The organism is Alcaligenes sp. Lyrl_28, assembly GCF_051948705.1.
In the GTDB taxonomy this organism is placed as follows: Bacteria; Pseudomonadota; Gammaproteobacteria; order Burkholderiales; family Burkholderiaceae_B; genus Alcaligenes; species Alcaligenes ammonioxydans.
The window spans coordinates 38,929-64,428 of the sequence record NZ_JAYJLG010000007.1 but is presented as its reverse complement, the minus strand read 5'-3'; the positions used below and the strand labels follow the sequence as shown (position 1 = coordinate 64,428).

The following is a 25,500-nucleotide window of genomic DNA, read 5'->3' as shown; positions in this document are numbered from 1 at the left end:
TATACTGAGTCGTCACAGACTTTCCCTAGACACCATGAGACGTTGGTTCGTCGTCGTCTTACTTCTCGTCCTACCCCTGCAGGCTTACAGCTCTCACTACCACGCAACCGTGCAAGGTGGTCAGTCCGCCTTATTCGCTCAACACGAATCGGATGCGGCCGAGCCTGTGGACCACCGAGTCAAATCCGGAAAGCATCCTTTGCAGCAGCTCAGCGCCATTTTGGCGCATACGCCCATGCAACAGTACGCTGACCATGCGGATACCCCTTTGCCCTGCCCGGTTCAGTCGTTCTGGCTGCATGCCTGGCCTTCGGCTTGCCCGCCTTATTCCCTGCCCGCTATTTGCTGCGAATTCGCCCCCGAGCATCGTCCACCACGAGTCTGACTCCTGACGCGCCCCTGCGCCCTGCTTGTTTTGCGTTTTTGCACTTATTTCTCTGTCTAACAGGACAACATCATGGAATGGCTACTCGATCCCAGCATATGGGTCGGCTTATTAACTCTGGTGGTGCTGGAGATTGTTCTCGGCATCGACAACCTGATCTTTATCGCGATTCTGGCCGATAAACTTCCCCCGCATCAGCGTGACCGTGCTCGCCTGATCGGCCTGTCTCTGGCGCTGATCATGCGTCTGGGTCTGCTGACCATCGTCTCCTGGCTGGTTACCCTGACCACGCCGCTGTTCTCCATTGGCCCGCTCAGTTTCTCGGGGCGCGACCTGATCTTGCTGCTGGGTGGCCTGTTCCTGCTGTTCAAGGCCACCAGCGAGCTGCATGAGCGTCTGGAAGGCGGCAGTCACCACGCCAGCACCAACAAGGCTTACGCCAGCTTTGGTGTGGTGGTGGCGCAAATTGTGGTGCTGGATGCCGTGTTCTCCCTGGATGCGGTGATTACCGCCGTGGGTATGGTGGACGAACTGCCTGTCATGATGACGGCCGTTATCATCTCCATCGGTTTGATGATCTGGGCCTCCAAACCACTGACCACCTTCGTGAACAATCACCCCACCGTGGTGGTGCTGTGCTTGAGCTTCTTGCTGATGATTGGTCTGACGCTGACCGCCGAAGGCCTGGGCTTCAAGATCCCGAAAGGTTATCTGTACGCCGCTATTGGCTTTTCCATCCTGATCGAGTTCTTCAACCAGATTGCCCGCCGCAGCCTGCTGCGTTCGGAGTCGCGCCGCCCTTTGCGTGACCGTACCGCCGAGGCCGTGCTGCGCATGCTCAGCAACCGCAAGCATGAAGACAAGGATGAAAGTGGCAGCGAGGGCCAGCCGGATCTGGATGAACAGACCTTCCGCACCGAAGAGCGCAATATGGTCAGCGGTGTACTCAGTCTGGCCGAACGCCCCATCCGCTCGCTGATGACCCCTCGCCAGGAAATCACCTGGCTGAACATCGAAGACACCACCGACACCTTGCGTCAACAGTTGCGCGCGACCCCCCACAGCTTTTTGCCCGTCTGTCAGGGAGATCTGGACCAGGTCGTCGGTGTAGCGCGCGCCAAGGACCTGCTGGCGGATCTGGACGAGTACCCACAGGTCAAGCTGTGGCCGGATCTGCGTGAACCCATCATCGTGCACGAGCACACCGATGTGCTGAGCGCGATTGCCATGCTAAAGCAGTCCAACGGCCAATTCGTGCTGGTCACTGACGAGTACGGCGCCATTGAGGGCTTGCTGACACCCATCGACATTCTGGAAGCGATTGCCGGCGAGTTCCCGGACGAGGACGAGCAGCCTGCCATCCAGCAGATCGGCCCCAACCTGTGGCAGGTGGACGGCAGCATAGATCTGCTCTTGCTGGCCCAGGCGGTCGAAGCAGACGATCTGCTCCTGAAAGACAACAGCTTCAACTCGGTCGCCGGTTTCCTGCTGGAGCGTCTGGACTCCCTGCCCACCGTGGGCACAGTCGTTGAAGCTGAGGGCCTGCGCTTTGAAATTACCGAAGTCAGCCAGCGTCGTATCGCCACGGTACACGTCAGCCGCTTGCACGTAGCGGAGCAAGCGCAGGAATAAGGGCGACCACGCTACACAGCGGCCGTACTGGAGCGGGTCTGCAGGAACGCCTCCAGGTCGCAAGCAAACAAGGCCAGGGTATTACCCTGGCCTTGTTACCTATGACAGGCATCCTCTGCGCTGTATGTAGCTCTTGTTGTTCACGAATGCCGGTGGCGACCGGCATTCGCTGCCCTGTTGTGACGAGGACAAGGGGGGCGTACCAAAATCAGGCGCGACTTAGCAGAGCAATCCCGCCGGGAAGACGCATTGCATCCAGACCGTAGAGCTGCTGCAAGATGTCCAGCGCCTCCGACAAATTATCCAGACTGACCCCGAAGCTGACCAGGATAGAACCCAAGGACGCGTCCCGTAGAATCACGTGCCCGGCCCAATATCGGTTCAGCTCGGCCACCACCTGGGACAAGGGCTGTTCATGAAAGACCAGCCGGCCCTGGCGCCAGGCAGGAAAATCCTTCTCCAGAACGGTTTGCACCGCGCTGATGGTGTGGCGTCCGTAGACCAGCCTCTCGCCGGCCGCCAGACGATAACCCTGTCCACCGAAATCCACCTGGGCGCTGCCTGACAAACACGTCACCTCGGTTTCGCCATTCACATAACGAATATTGCTGCGGCCGTTAAAAGTCTGAATGGACCCGGCACCAGCAAACACGGTACAGACCGATGCCGAACGTTCGGACTGGCGCACTTCCACTTCGCCCTCAAGCAAGGCCACGACCCGGCCCAGATGTGGATCATCGCTGACATTCAAACGACTGCGCGTATTCATGTCCAGCCAGACATGATCGAGCAACTGCACGCGCCGCTGCTCACCCGCACCGGTACGGTAATCGGCACGCAAATCTGCCAGCGAGGGCCACAGTTGCAACGGTGGCCTGGCGACCAGGTATAAACCGCCACCCAGCAGCAGGCCGCCCAGCAAGGCACGGCGCAAAGGCCGATGGCCACGTTTTTGGGTCAGCTTGGCCTCACGTAGCCAGTCTTCGCGATGCTGGGGCATGGCATCCCACAGTTCGCGAGCATGAGCAAAGGCGGACGCATGGGACGGGCTGCGGCCACACCAGCGGCGCAGCTCCCGAGCCTGACGAGAGGTCAGCGAGGACGTTTTCAGGCGGCTGACCCAAGCTCGTGCCTCTTTGTGCAAGGTGTCTTCATCCAGATTCAAGGCAGTAGCGGGGTTCATCAACAATGAGTAAAAAAACGCGACACACCGGTCGCAGAGCGTCATCCAAACGTTTTATCCCGTCGTTTAAACGGATAAAAAGCGAAATTCAACGGTAAGCGTAAATTGTCGGAAACTGCGGGGCCTATCGTCAAGCAATAGGCCGTCATAAAGGGTAAAGCCTAGGTTTGGCAGCACTGCATCACCTGCTGGCGCAACCAGGCGTGGGCAGGGTCAGTGTGGCGGCGACGATGCCAGACCTGCTGAAACAAGACGGGGGGAATGGGCAGGGGGGGCTGGAAAAACACCAGTCTGGCCTGATCGCGTAAATGCTCGGCACTACGACTGGAGACTGTCAGGATCAAGTCCGTGCCCTCCAGCACCTGGGCCGCTGCACTCCAGTGCGGCAAGGAAAGCACAATCTGCCGGTGCAGGCCATGCTGGCTCAAGGCCTTGTCGACCTCGCTCTCGCCGCCGGGGCGCATGGCCAGCAACACATGTGGACGCTGCAACCACTCGTCCAGGCCCGGGGGCTGCCCGCCGCTCAGGCTGGCTTGATCGGCGATGCAGATCAAATGCTCATCAAACAAAGTCTGCGCCTGCAAGCTGGCCGCCATTTCCGAGAACACGCCAAAGGCCAGATCAATCTCACCATCACTGAGTTGGGCCAGCATGGCCTCGCGGCTGGCCTGGCTTACCGCCAGCCGAATCCCCGGTGCCTGCTGCCGTAAACGTCGCATCAGGGGGGGCAGTACGATTTGCGCACCGTAATCAGACATGGCCAGACGAAATTCACGTTGCTCGCTGACCGGGTCAAAGCCACCCGTATCCAGCAAAGCATTGAGCTGCTGCAAAGCCTGTTCCAAGGGACGCTGCAATTGCAGCGCCATCGCTGTCAGCTCCAGCCGCGAGCCTCGACGTATCAGCAAGGGATCGTTAAACACCTGGCGCAAGTGCGCCAAGGCGTGACTGACCGCAGGTTGGCTTTTATGCAGTCGATGGGCAGCACGCGTCACATGCTGCTCCGTCAACAAGGCATGCAGGCTTAGCATCAGATTCAGGTCTATACGACGTAGCTCATCCATAGAACGAATAATGACTGTGCGCACTATCAATTTCAATAAGTTTTACGAATAGTGCAAGATAAGGTTTTACCTTCTATGGAGAGTTGTCTATGTCCGGTACCGCTTTGATAAGCCTGTTCGTGGCTGTTTTTGCGGGAACGGTGGTGCCGTTCCAGGCTGCCAGCAATGCCGTCCTGGGAAAAATGCTAGGTCACCCACTCTGGGCCACGCTCGTGTCCCTGTGCATCAGCGCCGCCTTGGTTCTGCCCACGCTTTGGCTGATGCGCGCCCCCGCACCGGTGACCGCACAATTGGCCCAGGCGCCCTGGTGGGTTTGGACGGGCGGAATTGGCGGGGTGATCTACATCAGCGCGGCCTTGATCCTGACCCCACGAATGGGCGCGGCCAGCTTTATTGTGTGCGTCGTGGCCGGGCAAATGCTCAGCTCCATGCTGATCGACCACTATGGCCTGATGGGTTTGAATCCCCGTCCCGTACCTATGGGCCGCATTCTGGGCGTGCTGCTGATTCTGGCCGGAATGGGACTGGTGCAATGGTTTACCCCCTCGGCACCCACCGGCAAGGCCTCGGGCCCAGACGCCACAGCCGAGCACGGCGAAGCTCTGCCAGAGAATCAGGCGATAGCCCGAGAGTCGCCAACCAACACGCCGCCCCGCGCCTGAAGCCGACTCAGGCCCGCTTGCACTGAGAACGGAACTGGCTGCACCACCAAAAACCGGCTGACAAGGCCGCTGCCGCCAGCATGCCCAGCGCCAGCAACAAACCGCTCTCAAACAGGAGCGGGGCCACTACGCCGGACACGGTAGCAAACAAGAGCATTTGCCAGGCACTTTGTACCGAGGAGGCCAGGCCGCGCATGCTGGGAAATGTCCCCAACGTCACCACGGTCATGCCTGGCAAGGCCATGGACATGCCAAAGGCATAGACAAAAATCGGCATCACCGCCCAGGGCACCTCTGCCTGAAACAGCAGGTTGTACACCGTGTTAAATGCCGCCCCTCCCAGCATCAAGCCCAGGCCCAGGCGGATCATGCGCGCCGGGGCCAGCTTCTCGGCAAAACGCGCATTGATTATCGAGCCACCCAGCATGCCACCAATAAAGGGCAGAAACAGCCAGGCAAATGCCGTCTCCGTCAGTCCCAATACGCCAATCACAAAGCTGGCTGCCGACGAAATGTACAAGGCAAAACCGCCAAATGCGAAGGCAATCGCCGAGATCGCCAACACAAAGCGGCCATTGCTCAAAGCGCGCACGTAATTAGCCAGAATAACCCCCAACTTCAAGGGCTGACGGGAGGCCACGGGCAAGGTTTCAGGCAACTGGCGCCAACACACGGCGATCAGCGCGACGCTCAGCACCGTGAGCATCCAAAATACCGAGCGCCAGCCCGAGTAGCTGCTTAAGTAGCCGCCCAACACGGGAGCAATCGCCGGAGCTAGGCTGAACACCATCGTGATATGGGCAAACAAACGCTGGGCCGTGACGCCCTGCACACAGTCTCGTGCCAGGGCCTGGCCTACCACCCGGCCCGCTCCTGCTGAACAGCCTTGCACCATACGGAAAAACAGCAGCCAGGAAAAACTGGGGGCCAGTGCAGAGCCAATCGAACCGATCAGAAACAGGATCAGGGAGGCCAAAATCACGGGGCGACGTCCAAAACTGTCAGACAACATGCCCCAGAACAGGCTCATGAAAGCAAAACCGAACAGATACAGACTTAAGGTCTGCTGAACCATTGACTGGTCAACAGAAAATTCGACACCAATGCGGTGAAAGGACGGCAGATAGGCATCGGTAGCAAAAGGCCCTAGCATCGCCAACGCCGCCAACACCAAGGTCAGCTTGCGGTAATTCATAGATAGCTTTGGAAAACAGGGAGGGCGCCAGACAACAGCGCAGGGATAGGGGCATGGTACCCCTTAACCGGACCGTACGGACACCTCCGTACGGAGCATAGTGTATCAAACGCCCCAGACAGGATCGAATCCCTGGGAGGCGCCCGGGCCAACGCGCTGACACCGGGATTAACAACCGGTTCAGCGCTTGCCGGGCGAGGGTGTTCCAAACGCCTCGCGGCTGGTCTGCCCAAAGCCGCTTTGGTGCAAAAGACTGCGTTCAATAAAGCGGCTGACTTGAGAGCGCACTTCCGGCAGCCAGGGCCCTTGGTCGAACACCTGTGGAAACTTCATGCTGAACCAGGCGTACAGACTGATCTGCTTGCTCAACAATTCGGCATCCTCCAGACGCGAGGGACTGGCCGACTTCAGCCAGGAGGGCGCCGGGGGCAGGGCCATCGGCCGTTGCGCCACATAGGCCGACAGGCAACGTTTGAAATAATCCAGCTCGGTATCTTTATCCACCGAGACCGGCGCACAGGCAAAGGTGAACTTCTCGCGCAACTCCAGTTTCGGTGCCAGGCGGTCCACCCAAAAACCCAGCTCGATGGCATCTTTCAGGCCGGCCGTCTGGAACAAAGGACTGTCTGAGGCCACCTTCTGGGCAAAATACTGCAACACCGCGCCAATATTGTTGTTATCCAGCAAAGCCGCCAGCGCCTGGACATGCTCGGGGCTGGGCGCGATGGGCAAACGCAGATCCACACTGGGTGCCTCAGTTTGCAGTTGCGTACGGATGTGGTTCAAGTCCTGCTGGTCCATCGCCCCCACATACCCTTTGGGGTACAGACCGTAGCGGCCGGCACGGCCGGCAATCTGGCGGATTTCGGTGGCGTTCAGGACGCGCATGGAGCGGCCATCAAACTTGTGCACCGTGGAGAACAGCACACGGCGAATCGGCAGGTTCAGACCCATGCCGATCGCATCGGTCGCCACCAGCACATCGGCCTCGCCTTGGGAAAAGCGCTCGGACTCGGTACGGCGCACTTCCGGAGCCAGCGCACCATAGATCGTGGCCACTTTCCAGCCTTGGGCGCGGTAGCGGGCACTCAAGGTCAACACATCTTTACGGGTGAAGGCCACCACCGCATCGCCCTTGGACACTCCCTGCGCTTCACGCTGACGATCCTTGCGGCCACGCCAGGCGGCAGGTTGACGCCCTTGTCTGCCCGTGGCGGGCGGTGGCTCAACCGGATAAGGCATCACTTCCAGTGGCGTCTTGCGTTCGGTAAATTCCAGCTCCATGGTCTCTTCCATGGAGCGCACCAGCCGCTCACAAGGGCGCAACACCGAGGCATCGCCACACACAAACAGGGTACGGGCCGGAACACCGACCAAGGCTGCCGTCCAGGCCCAGCCACGCTGCTCGTCTTGCAGCATTTGAATCTCGTCCAGGACGGCCACGCGCACTTCCATCGTGGGGTCCATCATCTCGACCGTGCAGGCGGTGTGCTGGGCGCCGGGCACCATCACGCGCTCCTCGCCCGTCACCAGATTGCAGGGGATGCCCGCATTCATCAAGCGATCGCGCACTTCCATGGCCAGCAGGCGCAAGGGCGCAAGGTAAACCCCCGAGCGGGCCTCCATCAACGCTTCCAGGGCCTCGTGAGTCTTGCCCGAATTGGTCGGCCCCAAACGAAACACCAGGTGACGTCGTATGCCACGAGCCAGACTGAACATTTCCGGGAAATCGCCCAGACGCATCAAGTCCTGGGCACGCTGCTGCTCCACACTCTCCAGAATGCGGCGCACCGGGCCATTGAGCAGACGCTTCTCAAAATCTCCGGCCTCGATTTCCTTTTGCTCGATGCCCTCTTCCAAGGCCATGCGCAAGGCCTTGGCCAGTTCCAGAAACGACGAGCCATCAATCAGGGGGCGCTGGGTTTGCAAAAACGCATCCAGCGAATCTTCCAGACGCTGGGAGAGACGGTTTTGAGCCGCCGTATTGAACAAGACCGCCACGCGCGCCGGCAGACGATCCAGCTCCGAGCCGGTACGCGGCAAAGGCACAGCCGCCTGCATGCGTACATTGGCGCGCCAATGCTGACGCTCGCCCGCTACGGGCACATTCACCGCCAGCCACACATCCTTGTGCCACCACAGACGTAACGGATCTTCCGGGTCGAGCTCGTAATCGCACGCTTCCTGCGTCCTGATCCGGTTCAGTACTTGTTGCTGACGCCATTGCGTGCGGGCGCGGTCAGCGGCTCGCTGATACTGCGCTCGTTCACGATTGCTCAGGGTACTGGCGTGCTGTTCTCGCCATTGCTCAATCTGGCTTTGATCTATCGCAGCCAGTAAATCCGGATGATGGGCGACGCGGTCACGCCCTCCAGCGGCTGCGCTGCGCACTTCCAGCTTGGTACTGGGCAAACGGCGGTCCGCCAGCCACAGCTCATACTCCTGACGGGTAATCCCCAGCAAGGCCATGGTTTCTTCGGAACCGATACACTCCTGCTCCCAAGCCCAACGTTGCTGGCGCTGCTCACGCTGACGTTCCTGACGCTGGGCTTGTGCCTGCAACAGAAACTCCTGCTGCTGGGCATCCAGCTTGAATTCCTGGGTCAACACAGCGGCGCTGGCATTACGGCCATACACCGTCAGGAACCAATGAGCAGGCTCACCGGCTTGCAGGCCCTCAAAAGCCTCCAGGGTAATGCGTTGCGGCTCGCAACCCTGCTCTTTTAACCATGCCGTCAAACGCTCCTGTGCGTGATCGAACTTGCGCTGCTTGTCGCTTTGTTCTTTTTGCCGCGCCTGTTCACGTTCTTTCTGGGCCTGCTCCCAGCGCTGACTACGCTGCTCGCGGTCGCGCTGTTCAGCCTGTAACTGCCACAAATAGGTTTGTGCCAAGGGCAAGCTCTGCCAGGCCTGCAGCAGCGCTTGCAAACGTGGTCCACGCTCAGCTTCCGGCCAGTTCTCGCTCAAGGGCAAAGACTGGGACGCGATCGCCCCGGCCAAGCGGCCGCGCTGTTCAAGCAGTTGCTCACGCAAGGCTTCATACGCATCCGCTTCCAGCTTGTCCACGCTCATCTGATAGAGCAAGCGCAAGATGCCAATCACAAGCTCGGGCACCCCTTGGGACGCCAGACGCTGGTCCGCATCCTTCAAACCCAGTTCGGCAGCGATGATCTGATTGAAAAAAGCGGCATCCTGCGGCAGGCGCCAGGCTTTCAGCCATATCCGCCGTATGCCTGACCGGTCCTGATAACGCGCTTTCTTGGCGACCTGACGAGCCACGCCTTCCAGGCGCGGGTAGTCCAGCCATTGAGGATGGAGCAGCATGCCCGCTTGAGTGGGGACGGGAGAATCGGAAACGGACGAAGCGCGACGCGCAGCCATAGGGCGGGGACCTGAAAATACGGGAAGAAGAGAACGAGAAAGGCAGAAAAGCCGGTTCCAGCAAGCATGAGCAGCATTATACGGGTCTGCTCTAGGACGTTCAGAGAATACAGGCAATCACCGTAATAAACGTCATTGAGGGCAAGAAAACATAGGACAATCCCCGCCCACAATCATCAAGCAAACGAGTCAAAGCAGGCAAAGAAAGTAAACTGGGCTCGCAGCAGATGGCGCAGAGCCAATCACATCCGCGGTCCGCCTCGAGGAAACCGTCACACTGCCTTCCTTCGCGTGGGAACGACGGCTTGCACAAGGCATCAAGCACGGCGCCCTCGCCAAGCGCAGCAGCAAAACAGCGGCTCAGCTAAACAAGATCAGCGAGGCCACACATCAGCCAGCCATTCCAGACAGCCTTGCGGCAAGGCGACCCAACCGGACTGGCTGTGATTGCAGCCCGGTATCATGCGAAAGCGCGGTTCCCCACCCTGATGCTGAGCCAGCTCCCGCGCCAGCTCGCGCGCGCCATCGACCATGCGGCGCTCCAGCAGACGCTGACGCCGCTGCTCGCGGGCCGGTTCCGGCAGGGCCTCTTCGGCCGGTCCCAGGCGCTGTTCGTATTCGCCGACCGTGATCGACACCGGGACGGTCAAGGCCGCCGGCGGCAGGGGCTGCGCCAGCAATCGGGCCAGATAGGCGTCCCCCCACCACACCGAAGGGCTGGATACCGCCATGGCCTGGAACAGGCCTGGTTCGTGCACCAACGCATGCAAGGCAAACAAACCGGCCAGCGAATGGCCACACAACAAGCGGCGTTGCGGATCCAGTTGCGCCCTGCCGTGCGCCCAGGGCAGAAACACATCGCGCAGCAAGACCCGGAAATCATCGGCACGCCCGGCTTCGCCCTCGGGTCCGGGCGTGTAATCCTGTTCGCGCCAATTTTCCTGGACATAGCCCACGCCCAGCACCGCACCGCACAGAGGCGCCGCACCGGGTACGGCGGCCAGCACCGCCTGAAACTGCGCCTGGTCCAGCACGCAGGCCAGCGGCCAGCCGCTTTCCGGGGCCGAGCCCAGGGGGACGGCCAGGGTCAGGCGATAATGACGCCCCAAAGGCGAAAGATAGTCTAGGTGTTCAAGCTGCATAAAAGAGTCGCGGTGATGACGCCAAAGCGTAGCCGATGAACTATACTTTCTTTCTGCGTAAACGGTTCTCATTCAGAAACTTAATGTCCACATCTGCTGTTCCGGCCACGGCGCTGGCCGACTATCAACACATCCTCAAGCGGCGCTGGCTGCTGGTGGGCGCCCTGATCCTGATCATCATGGCCTCGATTGTGGCCGATTTCATGCTCGGTCCCTCGGGCCTGAGCCTGGGCGAACTCAGCCACGCGCTGTTCAAGCCGGAACAGTCCGATCCGACCACACGTGTCATTGTCTGGGAAATCCGCCTGCCTTATGCACTCATGGCCATGGCCATTGGCCTGGCCCTGGGCCTGTCAGGCGCGGAAATGCAGACCATTCTGAATAATCCCTTGGCCAGTCCCTTCACGCTGGGCATTTCCTCGGCGGCTGCCTTTGGCGCCTCCCTGGCCATCGTGCTGGACCTGTCGCTGCCCGGTGTTCCCCAGGCCTGGACCATTGCGGCCAACGCTTTTGTATTTGCCCTGTTTTCGGCCTTGCTGCTTGACGCGGTGGCGCGCTGGGGGGCGATGAGCACTGCCAATCTGGTGTTGTTTGGGATTGCGCTGGTGTTCTCATTCAATGCGCTGGTCTCGCTGGTGCAGTTTGTGGCCAGCGCCGAAGCCCTGCAAGGGCTGGTGTTCTGGACCATGGGCAGCCTGTCGCGCTCCTCCTGGGGCAAGGTCGGTATCATGCTGGCGGTGTTTGCGCTGATTTTGCCGCTGTCCCTGCGCGATACCTGGAAACTGACCGCCCTACGTCTGGGAGAGGACCGCGCCGCCAGCTTTGGTATCAATGTTTCGCGCCTGCGTCTGGTGTCCCTGCTGCGCATCAGTCTGCTGGCCGCGCTGGCCGTGTCCTTTGTCGGCACCATCGGCTTTGTGGGACTGATTGCCCCGCATATTGCCCGCCGCCTGTTTGGTGAAGATCACCGTTTTTACCTGCCCGGCAGCGCGCTGGTGGGCGGAGTGATTCTGTCGTTGGCCTCGATTGCCTCGAAAAACATGGTGCCCGGCATCATTATTCCGGTCGGCATTGTCACCTCCCTGGTGGGTGTGCCCTTCTTTCTGGGCGTGGTGCTGCGCCGCCAAATAAAGTGAACCATGCTTGAAGTCCACGATCTGAGCCTATCCTACGGCAAACGCGAAATTCTATCCCGGCTGACCATCAAGCCCTTGCAAGCTGGTCAGCTTGTGGCCCTGCTCGGTCCTAACGGCAGCGGCAAATCCACCCTGCTCAAGTCCTTGGCAGGACTGCTCAAGCCCACCACGGGCGAGGTCTTGCTCGATGGCCAGGAACTGAGCGGTGCCAGCTTTGAGCAGCGGGCCCAAAAAGTGGTGTACCTGCCCCAGTCCTTGCCCGCGTCGGTTCACCTGCGCGTCTTTGAATCGGTACTGGTGGCTGCCAATGCCTCGGCTCCCGGTGGCCATGCACGGGACGTGGACCATGAACACATCCTGCACATCCTGCAGCGCCTGGGTATTGCGCACCTGTCCATGCACTATCTGGACCAACTCTCGGGTGGCCAGAAACAACTGGTCGGTCTGGCGCAAGCCCTGATCCGCAAGCCCACCTTGCTGCTGCTCGATGAGCCACTGTCCGCCCTGGACTTGAACTATCAGTTCCATGTCATGGACCTGCTGGCCCAGGAAACCCACGACAACAATCTGATCACCCTGATCGTGCTGCATGACCTGAACGTGGCCCTGCGCCACAGCGACTACGCGCTGATGATTGAAGGCGGCGGTCTGCTGGCGCAAGGTGAGCCTTCCAAGGTGATTACCCCCCACTCGCTGGCCCAGGCCTATGGCGTGCGCGCCCGCGTGGAAAGTTGCTCGCAAGGTACCTTGCAAATCATTATCGACGGGCTGCAAGAGCCTGTGCTGTGACTTCGGAGAATCCATGAACATCCTGCGCCACCTGCTGCTGTCGCTGTGCCTGCTCCTGCCCTTGGGGGTGAACGCACAGCCCATCGAAGTCACCGATGTCATGGGCCGTACCGTTACCCTGCCCGGACCGGCCAAACGGATTGTGCTGACTCAGGCCCGACACTTTCCGGTGCTGGCGCTGGTTCACCCCGAACCGGCCACGCTGATTGCGGGCTGGTCGGACGAGTTCAAGACCTCTTTTTCCAACGAATATGAACGTTATCTGAAGCACTACCCGCAACTGGCCAACATCCCCGTTGTGGGACGCCATACGGCTGATACCTTCTCGGTAGAGCAAGCCCTGGCCCTGCGCCCCGACCTGGTGGTGCTGACCGCTGCCTTTGCCGGCCTGACGCCCGGCCAGGACACGCGCGACTCGGCCCTGATCCAGCGTCTGACCGCCGCCCAGGTCCCCGTCATTGTCATCGACTTCTTTGTCAATCCGCTGGAGAACACCGTGCCCAGCCTGCGCGCCCTGGGTTACGCCGTTGGTGAGAAGGAGCGCACTGAGGAATTCATCCAGTTTTACGAAGAACACATGCAGGGTGTTGCCCAGCGACTGACGGATCTGCCCCAAGACGATCACCCGCCCGTTTTCGTGCATGCGCATGCCGGCAGCACGGACTGCTGCAACTCGCCTGGCGCCGGCACCTTCAACGACATGATCCGCTATGCAGGCGGCCATAATATTGGCGCGGATGTACTCAAAAGCGCTACCGGCAAACTGAACTTTGAATACATCCACTCCCGCGCCCCGATGGTTTATGTGGCCACCGGCACAGGCGCCGGCAAGCGCAGCACCTCCGGCGGGCTGACCATTGGCACGGGCGTCAGTGAAGATCAGGCGCGTCAAAGCCTGCAGGCCATCATTGACGGCAACCGTCTGCAGGCCTTGCCAGCCGTGCGCAGCGGCAACAGCCACGGTATCTGGCACGCTTTCAACGACTCCCCCTTGCATATGATTTTCATCGAAGCCTTGGCAGGCTGGATTCATCCAGATCGCTTTGAAGGGGTGTCGGCCCTGAAAACGCTGGAAGAAGTAAACCAGCGCTTTCTGACCGTGCCCATGGAAGGCACTTACATGATTGATCTAAAGCCCGCGTCCTAAACCTTCATGTCGCGCCTGATTCCACTGGAGCTGCCCCCCACGGGCGGCCATCCCCATCACGTCCTGTTGCGCCTGCCGGACGGAAAGCCTGCACAAGGCCCTCTGCCTGTGCTGTGCCTGCTTGATGGTCAGTGGACCTTGCCACTGCTGGAAGAAAGCGGCCACCCCGCCTTGCAGCGCTGCGCGATTCTGTCGCTGGGCTATCAAGGCGATCGCGATCAGATCACCCGTTACCGCGCACTGGACTACACCCCGCCCGGCCCGGACGGCGGCTTATGGGAAGATCCGCGCGTTCCCGAGTGGCAAGCCGGTGGCGCACCCGCCATGATCGAACAAGTGCGCAGGGCTCTGGCCTTGGCCCAAGGAGTAGCGCCCGCACTGACCCGTGCCCGTATCAGCCTGTACGGCCACTCCTACGCGGGTCTGTTCGTGCTGTACGCCCTTAGTCAACAGAGCCTGCCCATCCATCATTATCTGTGCGCCAGTCCGTCCTTGTGGTGGCGCGATCCCCTGATCTGGACTTTGCTGGAGCAATTGGGCAAGCCGGTACAGGTGGATATTCTGGCCGGTGCCTCCGAGGCCTGGTATCCGCTGAGCGCTCAGGCAGCGGGCCCGGAAGGACGCAAAAATGGTGTACCTACCCTGCCCACCATGCGACAACTCCAAGCGCACTTGCAAGCCCAAGGCATGCAGGCGAATCTGCATGTTCTGCCCGGCGCCGGCCACGGCCACGTTCTGGCACAAGCCACCTTACGAGCCCTGGAACTGGCTTGTGGCGCGGCTTAGCCGTGTTCTCCCGGCGCGCAGGACGCGCGTTTTCACTTCATATCCAAGTTTTCCCGCCCTAGGGTAACTCCCCCCATTTCTCCCCTTGTTTTAGGCCTCAACTTCTTTTAGTCTGTATTTATATGCAAGTGCATAGAAATTACAAAAGAGATGGGAGACAGATTATGAAGGTAGCGGTATTAGGTGGCGGACACGGTTGTTACGCGGCAGCAGCCGACTTGAGCGAACAGGGTCACGAGGTCCGTTTGTGGCGTCGGGATACGGCTCAGTTGCAGCCCTTGCTGGACCGTCCGGTCATGACGCTGAAAGACGAAGCAGGCGAGCGTGAAATTCCCATTGCCAAGATCTGCGCCGATATTGGCGAGGCCATCGCCGGTGCCGATCTGGTGCTGATCCCGTCACCTGCGATCGCCCAGGAAGATATTGCCCGCGCCATGGCTCCGCACCTGACAGACGGCCAGGTGGTGTTCCTGCCCCCCGGCACGTTTGGCTCTTTCATCATGAGCGAGATCGTGCGCGGCACCGGCAACAAGGCCGATGTCAGCTGGGCGGAAACCGGCACGCTGCCCTGGCTGGCCCGCAAGCATGGCGATACCGTCATCAACATCACTACCCGCGCCACCCGCTTGCCTACCGGCGTCTACCCAGCCCGCAATACCGACCACGCCCTGGCGGTGATTGGCAAGGTGTTCCCCAGCGTGGAGCGCTGCGAAGATGCCCTGTCCGGCGCGCTGATGAATGCCGGCCCCATCATCCACCCGCCACTGATCATGATGAATGCCGGCCCGCTGGAGCATTTCCCGGCCTGGGATATCCACAACGAAGGCACCCAGCCCTCGGTGCGCGCGGTAACAACGCAACTGGACAATGAGCGCATGCGCATTCGTGAAGCGCTGGGCTACGGTGCCCCGCATTTCCCTCTGTCTGACCATTACGAGAACGATCAGTGGATGTATGGCGACCGTTCCTCGCACTCCAAGCTGGTGAAAAGCGGCGACTGGCGCGAGAAGATCGACCTGCAAGAGCACCGCTACATGCGGGAAGACACCATGCTGGGCCTGGCGTTCTTTGCGTCCGTCGCCGATTGGGCCGGTGTGGACGCCCCCGTCACCAAAGGCTTGCTGGCCATTGCCGGAGCCATCGTGGGCGAAGACCTGCGTCAAGGCCGGCGCACCCTGGCCAGCCTGGGTCTGGACACGATGAACCGCGAACAACTGCAAGCCATGCTGCACGCCGGGAGAGCCTGATGAACGCGCCCGCCCCGATCAAAAGTATCGTTGCGGTGGGCGCAGGTCGCATGGGGCGGGGCATTGCCCTGGCCTATGCGCTGCGCGGCCACGCCGTGACCTTGCTGGACTTCAAACCCCGTCAGCCTGCTGATCGCACCCGTCTGGAAGCCGACATACGCCAGGAGCTGCGCGCCACGCTGGAGCAGTTGGCCGAGCTGGGCATGTTCGCAGCCCAGCAGATTGACGACTATCTGGCCTGCATCAGCATCGCCCCGTTAAACGACGCGGCCCAGGTGCTGGGCCAGGCAGACCTGATTTACGAAGGCGTGCCCGAAACCCGGGAGGCCAAGGCTGACGCACTGGGCCGCATTGGCGAACTGGCCCGGCCCGAGGCGCTGATCGCCTCCACGACCTCCACCATGCTGGCCTCCGACCTGGCCCCCATGCTCAGTCACCCCGAGCGTTTTCTCAATGCCCACTGGCTCAACCCGGCATTCCTGATTCCTCTGGTGGAAATCAGTGCCCACCCCGGCACCAGCGAACAGACCTTGAGCCGTCTGCAAAGCAATCTGGAGTCCATCGGGAAAGTCCCCGTGGTCTGCGGCTGCCATCCCGGCTTCATCGTGCCACGCCTGCAGACCCTCATCATGAATGAGGCGGCCCGCATGGTTGAGGAAGGCGTGGCCAGCGCCGCCGATATTGATAAAGCCACCCGCTACGGTCTGGGTTTCCGCTTTGCCAGCATCGGCGTGCTCGAGTTCATCGACTATGGCGGCAACGACATTCTGTACCACGCCGGCCAGTACCTGTCGCAGAACCTGGACCCGGAGCGCTACGCCGTTCCCGACATCATCACCCGTTATATGGAAAGTGGACGCAACGGTCTGCGCAGCGGACAGGGCTTTCACGAGTACCCAGTGGACCAGCAGCCCGCCTATCGACGCGACGTGCTGGCCCGCGTACTGGGCATGCTGGATCACATCGGCCTGGCCCCCGCCCGCGCCGAGCACTTTGCCAAGGAGACACAGGAATGAAAAAAGACTCCCACGCTGCGCCTTCGGCTTGCTGCCCCCCAGGAGGGCGCTTTTCATCCTGGGGCGGCCCGACGATGAAAAAAACCGCTGCCTTGCTGTTTGCCCTGATGAGCTGTCATGGTCTGAGCCAGGCTCAGGAAGTCCCCACCCTACGGGTAGGCTGGACCATTCCGGGCGAGGAAGCCAAGTATCTGATGGCCAAGCGCCCCGAGCTGTTTCCACAATTAGGCAAAAAATACCAGATCCAGTGGACACAGTTCCAGGGCACCTCCCCCATGGTGCAAGCCATGCGGGCCGGTGTGCTGGAATGTTCCACCATGGCCCCCATGTCGCTGGCCAATGGTGCGATTGAAAGCGGTCTGGAAGCCTATATCGTGGCCCAGCACGTGCACTCGGACGATGATCACTTCTCCGTCTACTGGGCCGTGAAGGAAGACAGCCCGATCAAGACCGCGGCGGACCTGAAAGGCAAGGTCATCGGCACCAATGCCTATGGTGCCGGGGTGTACTTCGACATGCTGCTGTGGCTGCGTCAGAACGGCATTGACCCGGACAAGGACGTGAAAATCGTTGAAACGGGCTTTCCGCCTGCCGCCGACGCCATTCGCAGCGGCCGCATTGATGCCGGTCCCATGGCCCAGCCCTTTGCCCTGCTGAACGAGAAGAAAGGTGGCTTGCGCAAGCTGTTTTCCCTGTCCGAAGTGGCCAGCCCATCCGTACAGATTTTCGAAGCCTGCAGCAAAGCCTATAGCGACGCCAACCCCGAAGTGGTACGTGCCTACGTGCAGGATTTGAAAGCGGCCATGGGCATGCTCAGCAAAGACCCCTCACTGGCGGTGGATGTAACCGCCCAGATCACCCGTGCGCCCAAGGACTTGCTGGCACAGTACCTGTTCACCGACCAGGACTTTGCACGTGTCCCGGACATGCAGCCCAATCTGGAATCGATTCAGGGGACCTACGATCGCTATCACCAGGCCGGCTTCCTGAAAAAAGCGCTGAACGTGCAGGACTTCTACCGGGCTGATTTACGCGAGGCAACACCATGATTGAACTGGATGGTGTCGGCAAAACCTTCAACACCCGGCAGGGCCGCAGCCACACCGCCCTGCAGGACATCGCCCTGAGCATTCCGGCAGGGCGTTTTGTGTCTATTCTGGGCCCCAGCGGTTGTGGCAAAAGCACTCTGCTCTATATGTTGGGAGGCTTTGAGTCCTGCTCCAGCGGACAGATTCGCGTCAAGGGCAAGCCCATTACCGGCCCGGGCCCGGACCGCGGCCCGGTGTTTCAGGAGTACGCGCTGTTTCCCTGGAAAACCGTCCTGGGAAACGTGGCCTACGGCATGCGTGAGCAAGGCATGCCCAAGGCGCAGGCCGAACAGCGTGCCAGCGAATGGCTGGACAAAGTCAAGCTGGGGCCATACGCCTCCTTTTATCCGCGTGAACTGTCCGGCGGCATGCGTCAGCGCGCCGCCATCGCCCGCACCCTGGCCTATGAGCCGGACATCCTGCTGATGGACGAGCCCTTCGGGGCACTGGATGCCCACACCCGCGTCACCCTGCAAACGGAACTGCTCAGTCTGTGGGAGCAGTTGCGCAATACCGTGGTATTCGTGACGCACGGCGTGGACGAGGCGGTGTTTCTGTCCGACACCGTCATTGTCATGACGGGCTCGCCCGGCCGCATCAAGGAGGTGGTGGAGATTGACTTGCCCCGCCCCCGTATCCGCAGTGAACTGCTACGCAATCCGGTCTATCAGGAAACCATTATCCGTCTGGAGCAATCCCTGATGGCGGAGGCCCATCCATGACGCCCCAGCACTGGTATGAACATCGCTGGGCCTGCCTGGTCATGGCGGCCATCCTGGTGCTGCTGGTCTGGGCGGGCTTGGCCCGCTGGGTAGGGCTGGACTCTTTCCCCAGCCCCTGGGCAGCCCTGCATGAGGTACCGGCCCTGATCAGCGACCCGATGGCCTGGTCGGCTATCCTGCAATCGATAAGCCGCATGTTTGCCGGTTACGCCCTGGCGCTGCTGGTAGCAGTACCGCTGGGTCTGGCCATGGGCCGCAGTCGCCTGGTCTATACCGCCTTCTATCCCTTGGTAGCCTTGGCCTACCCCATGCCTAAAGCGGCCTTGATGCCGATTTTGATGCTGTGGTTCGGGCTGGGTGACTTTTCCAAAATTCTGGTCATCGCGCTGGGGGTGTCCTTGCCCTTGCTCTATCACAGCTATCACGGCGCAAGCCGTATCGAGCCCAAGCTGATCTGGGTGGCCCAATCCATGGGCATGGGGCCGCTGGCGCGGCTGGGCAAGATCGTGCTGCCCGCCTCCTTGCCTGAAGTCATGATTGGCTGCCGCGTGGGGGTGGTCATGGCGCTGATCGTGATGGTGTCCTCCGAGATGATCGCGCGCCAGGAAGGCATAGGCAATCTGCTGTTCACCTCCATGGATATGGCGCAGTACTCCACCGTGTATGCCGTCATCATGCTGCTTGCCGTACTGGGCATTGCCTGCGACGCCCTGTTCGAGTTTGTTCGCAAACGCTGCACGCGTTGGCATGACTCCACCCAAAGCCTGATGGACAAAGGATGACGCCATGACCACTAAAACCCTTGCCTCAGCGGAACACGCTAGGCGTTCTACTCCAAGCCGCCCGGCCAAACGCCGGGACTGGTCCGGACTGTCTTTGTGCATCAGTCCGGCCTTGATGCTGATAGTCTGGGAACTGTGCACTCGCTCGGGCTGGGTCAGCCCGCAGTTGTTGCCAGCCCCCTCCGCCATTTTTTTGCGGGTGCTGGAGCTGGCCGCTCAGGCCGACTTCTGGCACAACCTGGGCATGACGATCTACCGCCTGCTCAGTGGTTTGCTGATCGCCTGCGTGGTCGGTGTAAGCCTGGCGCTGACAGCTCAACTGACGCGCTGGAGCTCCTTTCTGCTCGATGCCCTGATCCGTCTGCTGGCCCCTATTCCCAAAATCGCCCTTTATCCGGCGCTGATTCTCATCATGGGGTTTGAAAGCTCATCGAAAATCGCACTGGTGGTCTCGGATGCGATTTTCCCAGTGCTGATGGCCAGTTGGGTGGCAGCGCAGACGGTGGACCGCAAGCTGATCTGGTCTGCCCGTGCCGCGGGGACATCCCGCAGTGCCTGTTTGTGGAAAATCATTTTGCCTGCCATCAGCCCGACCGTGCTGGCCGGCGTGCGAGTAGCCGGTGTCATTGCCTGTGTGGTGGTCTTTCTGGCCGAGATGATTGCCTCTACCGACGGGCTGGGCCATATGCTGACCGCCGCTGCACGCAGCTACCGCACGATTGATATGTTTGTCCCCCTGGTCTGGATCTGCGTGCTGGGCTTCGCACTGAACCTGACCATTGCCGCTTTACAGCGCAAAGTGGATCATACGAACTAACCCATCAAGACTGAACTGACCACTTGCCCGGCCACCTTGCAGCGCTGGCCGGGTTTTCGCAGGCTGACTCAATCACTCAGAACGGGTAGCCTGCTTTTTTTTGCCTCAAGGAAGCCGCTTCACTATGGCCAGCCGCCCTCTGACCGACGCCTATACCGGGCACGATACCTTTATCCCCTATCTGCTCAATCGCAGCACCTCGGCCTTGAATGCCGACTTTCAGACCTTGCTGCGCAGCCATGACCTGACTCTGCTGCATTGGCGGGTACTGGCTTTTCTGAATGAAACCGATGGCTTGGGCGTCAGCACCCTGGCGCAATACACCGACGTGGATCAAACCACGTTGTCACGCGCCCTGGTCGTTATGGAAAACGCCGGTCACCTGTCGCGCCAGGCTGATCCGCTGGATCAGCGTCGCGTGCTCATCCATCTGCATGAACAGGGTCGACAGCATTTTCTGCGCGTCCTGCCTGCCGCGCTGGACATTCATCACCGCGCCATTCAAGGCTTTTCGGTTGAGGAGCTCGCCCTACTGCGCCAATTTCTCAACCGCATTCGCGCCAATATCAACGGGGCGGCACCCTAAGGTCAGTGCTTGCCTTGCTTCACCCCAGCGTCCAGGTAGACGCTTTTTTTATGCCCAGGCTACTGCGCCTTCTTCAAAAACAGGCCATGTCCGGCCGGTGAACCAGACTTGAAATCGTCCTTCATCCTGAAGGAGCCTTTATTTACCGGTAAAAAGCCCATAAAATGATAATGATTAACATTTAGTATCGCAGTCACCCGCCTGAGATGTCCTGCCAGGCAACCGTGGCTCTCTTACGGAAACAAGATCTCGTGACTCTTTCTTCTACGCGCGCTGAACGTCGTCGGCTATTGCTGGCCGCGGCGGCCGGTCCTTTGCTCTTTGGCGTCCCTCGCCTGCTTCGCGCGCAAGACGGCCCCTTGAAAATTGCCTTGCTGACCTCTTTGTCCGGCCCCTTTGCCTCCTTGGGAGAAAGCATGCGGGCTGGCCTGGAGTTGTTGCTGAAACAGTGCAATCACGAAATGGGCGGACGCCAGGTTCAATTGCTGGTCGAAGATGACCACGGCAAGCCGGACGAAGCCATCCGTAAAGTACGCAAGCTGATCGAGCGCGACCAGATCGATATTCTGGGCGGGGTGATCAGCGCCAATATCGCGCTGGCCATTCGTGACATCGTGCATGATGCCCAACTGCCAACCTTCATCTCCAATGCGGCAGCCAATGATCTGGCCCGGGGGGCAGCCAGCCCTTACGTCTTTCGTCCCACCAAAACCAGTTGGATGCTGGGTCACACCGGCGCCTTGTGGACCTTTGAGCAGATCGAGAAATCCGGCGGCATCACCCTGGGCTCGGACTACACCGCAGGCCGCGAATACATTGAAGATTTTGCCAAGACCTACCAGGAGCAGGGTGGCACCCTGGGGGAGCGCATCTGGACCCCCTTGGGTACGCCGGACTTCGCGCCTATCCTGATGAATCTGGCCGCCAGCAACCCCCGCTTCGTATACACCTTTCTGGCCGGTGCTGATGCGGTTCGCTTCCATCAGCAAATGCAGGACTATCAGCTGCACGGCAAAATCCAGATTGTCGGCCCCGGTGCCTTGTATGACCAAGAGGACGTAATTGCCACGGTCGGCAAGGCCGCCCTGGGAGGAGTCAGCACGTTTCACCAATCGCCAGGCGCGGCAGCGGCCCAGGAATTTGTGGCCGCCTACCAGGCCAGCCGGGGACGCTTGCCCGGCGAGGCCAGCACCGCCGGTTACGTCACCGGCCAGGTCATCCAGGCAGGGCTGGAAGCGGTCAAGGGCGATCTGTCCAACAAGGCCGCCTTCAAACAAGCCCTGCTGGATCAGCCAATCCACACCGCCTTTGGCCCCATGGCGTTTGACCCGCGCAACAACCAGTCAATTCTGGACATTTACGTCAACCGGGTTGAACAAGACGACCAGGGCCGCCCGTTTAACACCGTGGTTCACACTTACCAGCGCATCCAGGACCCCGGCCCACGTTCTTGAGCTCCGCCTTGTCTTACTTTCTGCTCCAAATCCTCAATGCCCTGTCTTTTTCAGCCCTGCTGATGCTGGCAGGGCTGGGCCTGTCCTTGGTGCTCAGCCTGATGAACTTCATCAACCTGACGCATGGCTCCTTTTTTTTGCTGGGCGGCTATATCAGCGTCCAGTGGCTGGCTTCGGGCGCGCCCTGGTGGCTAGCTTTTCCCGCCGCCTTTGCCCTGTGCGGCCTGATGGGTTTCTTGCTGGATCGCTTCCCCTTTCGCCGCTTTTACCAGCGCACCCACTTGATGCAGGTGCTGCTGACTTACGGCCTGTCCGTCATTCTGGCGGACCTGATGCGCTGGGGTTTCAGCGCCGACACGCTATCGCCCATGCTGCCACACGTGCTGCGGGGCGGAGTGTGGATCTTGGGACTGCCTTTTCCCACCTACCGCCTGTTTCTGATCGTCACAGGCCTGACGCTGGCCTTGCTGTTCTGGTTTCTGCTGGATCGCACCCTCTGGGGCGCGGCCATTCGCGCTTGTGTGCACGATGCGCAGATCGTCGAAACCCTGGGCTTGAACTCGCGCCGCCTGTTCGCCATCGGCATGGCCCTGTCTGCCGCTCTGGCGGGCTTGGGCGGGGCGTTGGGGGCAGGCATGCTGTCGGTCTACCCCGGTCTGGATGAAGAAATCCTGTTGCTGGCCTTGCTGGTTGTGGTCATTGGTGGCCTGAACTCAGTGCGCGGCACCTTGCTATGCGCACTGATCCTGGGCTTTGTCACCACCTTCGCACGCGTCTGGGTCCCAGCCTTTGCCAACGCCGCCACCTTGGCCGTGATGCTGGGTCTATTGCTGTGCTGGCCCAACGGCCTGAGCAAGTCCGCTACCCGACAGGTTTAAATGAACACGCTCAACATTCACCAGCTGCGCACTGGACTTTGGCCCACCCTGGCCTGCTTGCTCGTACTCAGCAGCCATGCCTGGGGCGACCCGTTTCTATGGCGCTTTGGCACCGAAGCCCTATTGATCGGCTGCGCCGTGCTCAGCATCAATCTGCTGATCGGTTATGGGGGACTGATCTCTCTGGGACATGGCGCCGTTTTTGGCTTTGCTGCCTACGCCACGGCCATCAGCAGTCAGTATTGGGGCGCATCCCTGCCCCTGATGCTTCTGGTCGGCATGGCGGCAGGCACTTTGCTGTCCATATTGATGGCACTGATCAGCCTGCGCAGCTCCGAACTGTTCTTCATGGTAGCCACGCTCGTTACCGGTCAACTGATTTGGGAAGTGGCGTTTCGCTGGCGGGATGTCACCGGCGGCGCCGATGGCCTGCGCGGTTTCCCGCGTCTGAGCCTGGGCGAACTGCCCTTGAGCGCCCCCTATACCTTGATGGTTCTGGCCCTGCTGCTGGCTATCATCTGCTGGTTGTTGCTGCGCTCATTTAGCCGCGCTCCTATCGGTCTGGCCTTGACTGGTCTGCGCGACCAGCCTTTGCGGATGGCCGCCCTGGGTTATCAGGCATGGCGTATCCGCCTCTACACCTTCATGATTGCAGGTGCGATAGCCGGTGCCGCTGGCGGGCTGTATCCCTTTGCGAATCAGTACGTCAGCCCGCAGCAGGTGCATTGGAGCTTCTCGGCCACGCTGATCATCATGGGCGTGATCGGTGGCATACGTACCTGGCGCGGCGCATTCATCGGCGCTACGTTCTATCTGTTTGCCCAGACCTACCTGAGCTCCTATACCGATCGGTGGCAGTTGCTGGTGGGTTTGATCTTTGTGCTGACGGTTCTGTTCATGCCCCATGGGCTGGCGGAACGACGCAAGAGGTCTGCATGAGCGTTTTACTGAGCACTCGCGAACTGGCCCTGCAGGTAGGCGGCCTCTCTATTCTGACTGACGTCAGTCTGGAACTACGCGCCGGCAAAACGCTGGGTTTGATTGGCCCAAATGGCGCGGGTAAAACCACGCTGTTCAACATCATCAGCGGGCTTACCCGCCCCACAGGCGGCCAGGTGTTGCTACAAGGCCAGGATCTGCGCAGCCTGGGCCCCATTGAGCGGGCTCGTCACGGTCTGGTGCGCAGCTTTCAGACCAGCCGGATCTTCCCTGAGCTGACCTTGCTGCAAAACCTGAGCCTGGCAGTACGCATCAAGAAAGACTGTGGCTACCAGTGGTGGGGACGCAAAGCGGCCCGTGCCGCCAGCCAGCACGCAGCCCAGGCGCTGCTGGAACACAGCGCGCTGGCCGGCCGCGGCCATCAACTGGCCAGCGCACTGTCTTATGGTGAACAGCGCATTCTGGATGTACTGATTGCCCTGGCTCAGCAACCCAGCGTACTCTTGCTGGATGAGCCTACCGCCGGCCTGTCCGAATCCGAGTCTCGTGACGTCATGGCACTGGTCCATGCCAGGCGGGGTCAATGTGCCGTGCTGCTGATCAGCCACGATATTGATATTGTTTTTCAAGAATGTGACCGTATTGCCGTGCTGTCCGGCGGCATGTTGCTGACCTGCGATACGCCCGAGGCCGTGCGCCAGCACGCGGGTGCGCGACAGGCCTATTTAGGCGAACTGGCGTTGGAGACGGTATGAAAAACGCACTGAGCATCTCCGGCCTGACGGCCCATTACGATCGGGCAGACATCCTCCACGACATCAATCTGTCCATTCCCGTCGGGCAAAGCGTGGCCTTGCTGGGCCGCAATGGTGCGGGCAAGACCAGCCTGCTGCACTGTTTGTTCAATATGGGCCCCATGTGGCAAGGTCAGATTGAGGTGCTGGGTCAGGACATTGAAGGCATGCCCACGTACCGCATCGCCCTGCTGGGCATGGCCCTGGTGCCGCAGGGGCGGGGGCGCTTCCCGACGTTGAGCGTGCAGGAAAGTCTACGTCTGGCTGGCCTGGCCCATCGTCCGCAAACCAGGGACCGCTGGACGTTGGAACGCATTTACGACGGCATGCCGCGGCTGTACGAGCGTCGCCAATCCTCCTGCTCTGCGCTCAGCGGGGGCGAGCGTCAGTTATTGGCTCTGGCCCGTGCCCTGCTGACGCAGTCTTCCCTGATCATTCTGGACGAACCTAGCGAGGGCCTGGCCCCCATGACCATTCAAGATACCTTGCTGCCCCAACTGCAATCCTTGAACCAACAAGGCATTACCGTGCTGATCGCCGAGCAGAATCTGAGCCTGGCCCTGGAGCTGGCCGATCGTGCCTTGCTGCTGGGCCACGGCCATCTGGTCTACGACGGCCCTGCGGCCCAGTTGCGTCAGGATGCCGCACTGCTGCAACGCCATTTGGGCCTTTGAC

At 60.5% G+C, this 25,500-nt stretch carries 24 protein-coding genes; 19 read left to right on the top strand and 5 right to left on the bottom strand.

The window, feature by feature from the left end:
* Positions 1-34 precede the first annotated feature (34 nt).
* Together VF694_RS14945 and VF694_RS14940 are read left to right on the top strand one after the other, a co-directional pair.
* Positions 35-385: a hypothetical protein gene (locus VF694_RS14945; RefSeq protein WP_153008917.1), complete on the top strand. Its 351-nt coding sequence runs from the start codon at positions 35-37 to the stop codon at positions 383-385.
* Positions 386-457: 72 nt separating this feature from the next.
* Positions 458-2,017 carry a TerC family protein gene (locus VF694_RS14940; RefSeq protein WP_059318481.1) on the top strand — a complete coding sequence of 520 codons (1,560 nt, stop codon included), beginning with the start codon at positions 458-460 and terminating at the stop codon, positions 2,015-2,017.
* A 208-nt stretch (positions 2,018-2,225) separates the two neighbouring features.
* On the opposite strand, the gene VF694_RS14935 is transcribed toward VF694_RS14940, so the two are convergent.
* Together VF694_RS14935 and VF694_RS14930 are read right to left on the bottom strand one after the other, a co-directional pair.
* Positions 2,226-3,200, bottom strand: a complete 975-nt coding sequence (locus tag VF694_RS14935; RefSeq protein WP_230406236.1) for a FecR family protein — start codon at positions 3,198-3,200, stop codon at positions 2,226-2,228.
* Between the two features lie 161 nt (positions 3,201-3,361).
* Positions 3,362-4,264 (bottom strand): LysR family transcriptional regulator, encoded by a 903-nt coding sequence (locus VF694_RS14930; RefSeq protein WP_440164859.1) that lies wholly within the window; start codon positions 4,262-4,264, stop codon positions 3,362-3,364.
* An 89-nt stretch (positions 4,265-4,353) separates the two neighbouring features.
* On the opposite strand from VF694_RS14930, the gene VF694_RS14925 reads away from it, so the two are divergent.
* A complete protein-coding gene (locus VF694_RS14925) occupies positions 4,354-4,926 on the top strand; it encodes a DMT family transporter (RefSeq protein ID WP_059318479.1) in 573 nt (190 codons plus the stop codon).
* A gap of 7 nt (positions 4,927-4,933) precedes the next feature.
* Here VF694_RS14925 and VF694_RS14920 read toward each other — a convergent pair whose 3' ends face one another.
* From VF694_RS14920 to VF694_RS14910, 3 genes are all read right to left on the bottom strand, one after another.
* A complete protein-coding gene (locus tag VF694_RS14920) occupies positions 4,934-6,121 on the bottom strand; it encodes a multidrug effflux MFS transporter (protein ID WP_003804414.1) in 1,188 nt (395 codons plus the stop codon).
* 180 nt (positions 6,122-6,301) lie between these two features.
* Complete coding sequence (locus tag VF694_RS14915) at positions 6,302-9,502, bottom strand: helicase-related protein (RefSeq protein ID WP_440164816.1); 3,201 nt, start codon at positions 9,500-9,502, stop codon at positions 6,302-6,304.
* Positions 9,503-9,876: 374 nt separating this feature from the next.
* Complete coding sequence (locus tag VF694_RS14910) at positions 9,877-10,644, bottom strand: alpha/beta hydrolase (protein ID WP_440164814.1); 768 nt, start codon at positions 10,642-10,644, stop codon at positions 9,877-9,879.
* An 83-nt stretch (positions 10,645-10,727) separates the two neighbouring features.
* Here VF694_RS14910 and VF694_RS14905 point away from each other — a divergent pair, with 83 nt between their 5' ends.
* The 16 genes from VF694_RS14905 to VF694_RS14830 all read left to right on the top strand — a co-directional run bounded on the left by VF694_RS14905 (position 10,728) and on the right by VF694_RS14830 (position 25,499).
* Positions 10,728-11,780, top strand: a complete 1,053-nt coding sequence (locus VF694_RS14905; protein ID WP_003804421.1) for a FecCD family ABC transporter permease — start codon at positions 10,728-10,730, stop codon at positions 11,778-11,780.
* 3 nt (positions 11,781-11,783) lie between these two features.
* The gene (locus VF694_RS14900) at positions 11,784-12,569 is read left to right on the top strand and encodes an ABC transporter ATP-binding protein (protein ID WP_440164813.1); all 786 of its coding nucleotides are present in this window, start codon (positions 11,784-11,786) and stop codon (positions 12,567-12,569) included.
* A gap of 13 nt (positions 12,570-12,582) precedes the next feature.
* Positions 12,583-13,716, top strand: a complete 1,134-nt coding sequence (locus tag VF694_RS14895) for an ABC transporter substrate-binding protein (protein WP_131071199.1) — start codon at positions 12,583-12,585, stop codon at positions 13,714-13,716.
* A 6-nt stretch (positions 13,717-13,722) separates the two neighbouring features.
* Positions 13,723-14,502, top strand: a complete 780-nt coding sequence (locus VF694_RS14890) for an alpha/beta hydrolase (protein WP_003804428.1) — start codon at positions 13,723-13,725, stop codon at positions 14,500-14,502.
* 164 nt (positions 14,503-14,666) lie between these two features.
* On the top strand, positions 14,667-15,749 hold the full coding sequence (locus VF694_RS14885; protein WP_003804431.1) for an NAD/NADP-dependent octopine/nopaline dehydrogenase family protein: 1,083 nt from the start codon (positions 14,667-14,669) through the stop codon (positions 15,747-15,749).
* A complete protein-coding gene (locus tag VF694_RS14880; protein WP_003804433.1) occupies positions 15,749-16,765 on the top strand; it encodes a 3-hydroxybutyryl-CoA dehydrogenase in 1,017 nt (338 codons plus the stop codon). Before VF694_RS14885 ends, VF694_RS14880 begins: the two co-directional genes overlap by 1 nt.
* Entirely contained in the window at positions 16,762-17,814 is a 1,053-nt protein-coding gene (locus VF694_RS14875) for an ABC transporter substrate-binding protein (protein ID WP_440164812.1), read from the top strand. The genes VF694_RS14880 and VF694_RS14875 overlap by 4 nt, the downstream gene beginning before the upstream one ends.
* On the top strand, positions 17,811-18,575 hold the full coding sequence (locus tag VF694_RS14870; protein WP_003804437.1) for an ABC transporter ATP-binding protein: 765 nt from the start codon (positions 17,811-17,813) through the stop codon (positions 18,573-18,575). The genes VF694_RS14875 and VF694_RS14870 overlap by 4 nt, the downstream gene beginning before the upstream one ends.
* Positions 18,572-19,357 carry an ABC transporter permease gene (locus VF694_RS14865; protein ID WP_003804439.1) on the top strand — a complete coding sequence of 262 codons (786 nt, stop codon included), beginning with the start codon at positions 18,572-18,574 and terminating at the stop codon, positions 19,355-19,357. Before VF694_RS14870 ends, VF694_RS14865 begins: the two co-directional genes overlap by 4 nt.
* A 4-nt stretch (positions 19,358-19,361) precedes the next feature.
* The gene (locus VF694_RS14860; protein WP_237714456.1) at positions 19,362-20,174 is read left to right on the top strand and encodes an ABC transporter permease; all 813 of its coding nucleotides are present in this window, start codon (positions 19,362-19,364) and stop codon (positions 20,172-20,174) included.
* Positions 20,175-20,298: 124 nt separating this feature from the next.
* The gene (locus VF694_RS14855; protein ID WP_003804443.1) at positions 20,299-20,760 is read left to right on the top strand and encodes a MarR family winged helix-turn-helix transcriptional regulator; all 462 of its coding nucleotides are present in this window, start codon (positions 20,299-20,301) and stop codon (positions 20,758-20,760) included.
* A gap of 251 nt (positions 20,761-21,011) precedes the next feature.
* Positions 21,012-22,214, top strand: a complete 1,203-nt coding sequence (locus VF694_RS14850; protein ID WP_240208868.1) for an ABC transporter substrate-binding protein — start codon at positions 21,012-21,014, stop codon at positions 22,212-22,214.
* Positions 22,215-22,222: 8 nt separating this feature from the next.
* Entirely contained in the window at positions 22,223-23,092 is an 870-nt protein-coding gene (locus VF694_RS14845; RefSeq protein WP_039943940.1) for a branched-chain amino acid ABC transporter permease, read from the top strand.
* Positions 23,093-24,031 carry a branched-chain amino acid ABC transporter permease gene (locus VF694_RS14840; RefSeq protein ID WP_440164811.1) on the top strand — a complete coding sequence of 313 codons (939 nt, stop codon included), beginning with the start codon at positions 23,093-23,095 and terminating at the stop codon, positions 24,029-24,031.
* Positions 24,028-24,786 (top strand): ABC transporter ATP-binding protein, encoded by a 759-nt coding sequence (locus VF694_RS14835; protein WP_440164810.1) that lies wholly within the window; start codon positions 24,028-24,030, stop codon positions 24,784-24,786. The genes VF694_RS14840 and VF694_RS14835 overlap by 4 nt, the downstream gene beginning before the upstream one ends.
* Positions 24,783-25,499, top strand: coding sequence for an ABC transporter ATP-binding protein (locus VF694_RS14830; RefSeq protein ID WP_003804453.1), 717 nt, complete (start codon positions 24,783-24,785; stop codon positions 25,497-25,499). The genes VF694_RS14835 and VF694_RS14830 overlap by 4 nt, the downstream gene beginning before the upstream one ends.
* The last annotated feature ends 1 nt before the right edge of the window (position 25,500 follow it).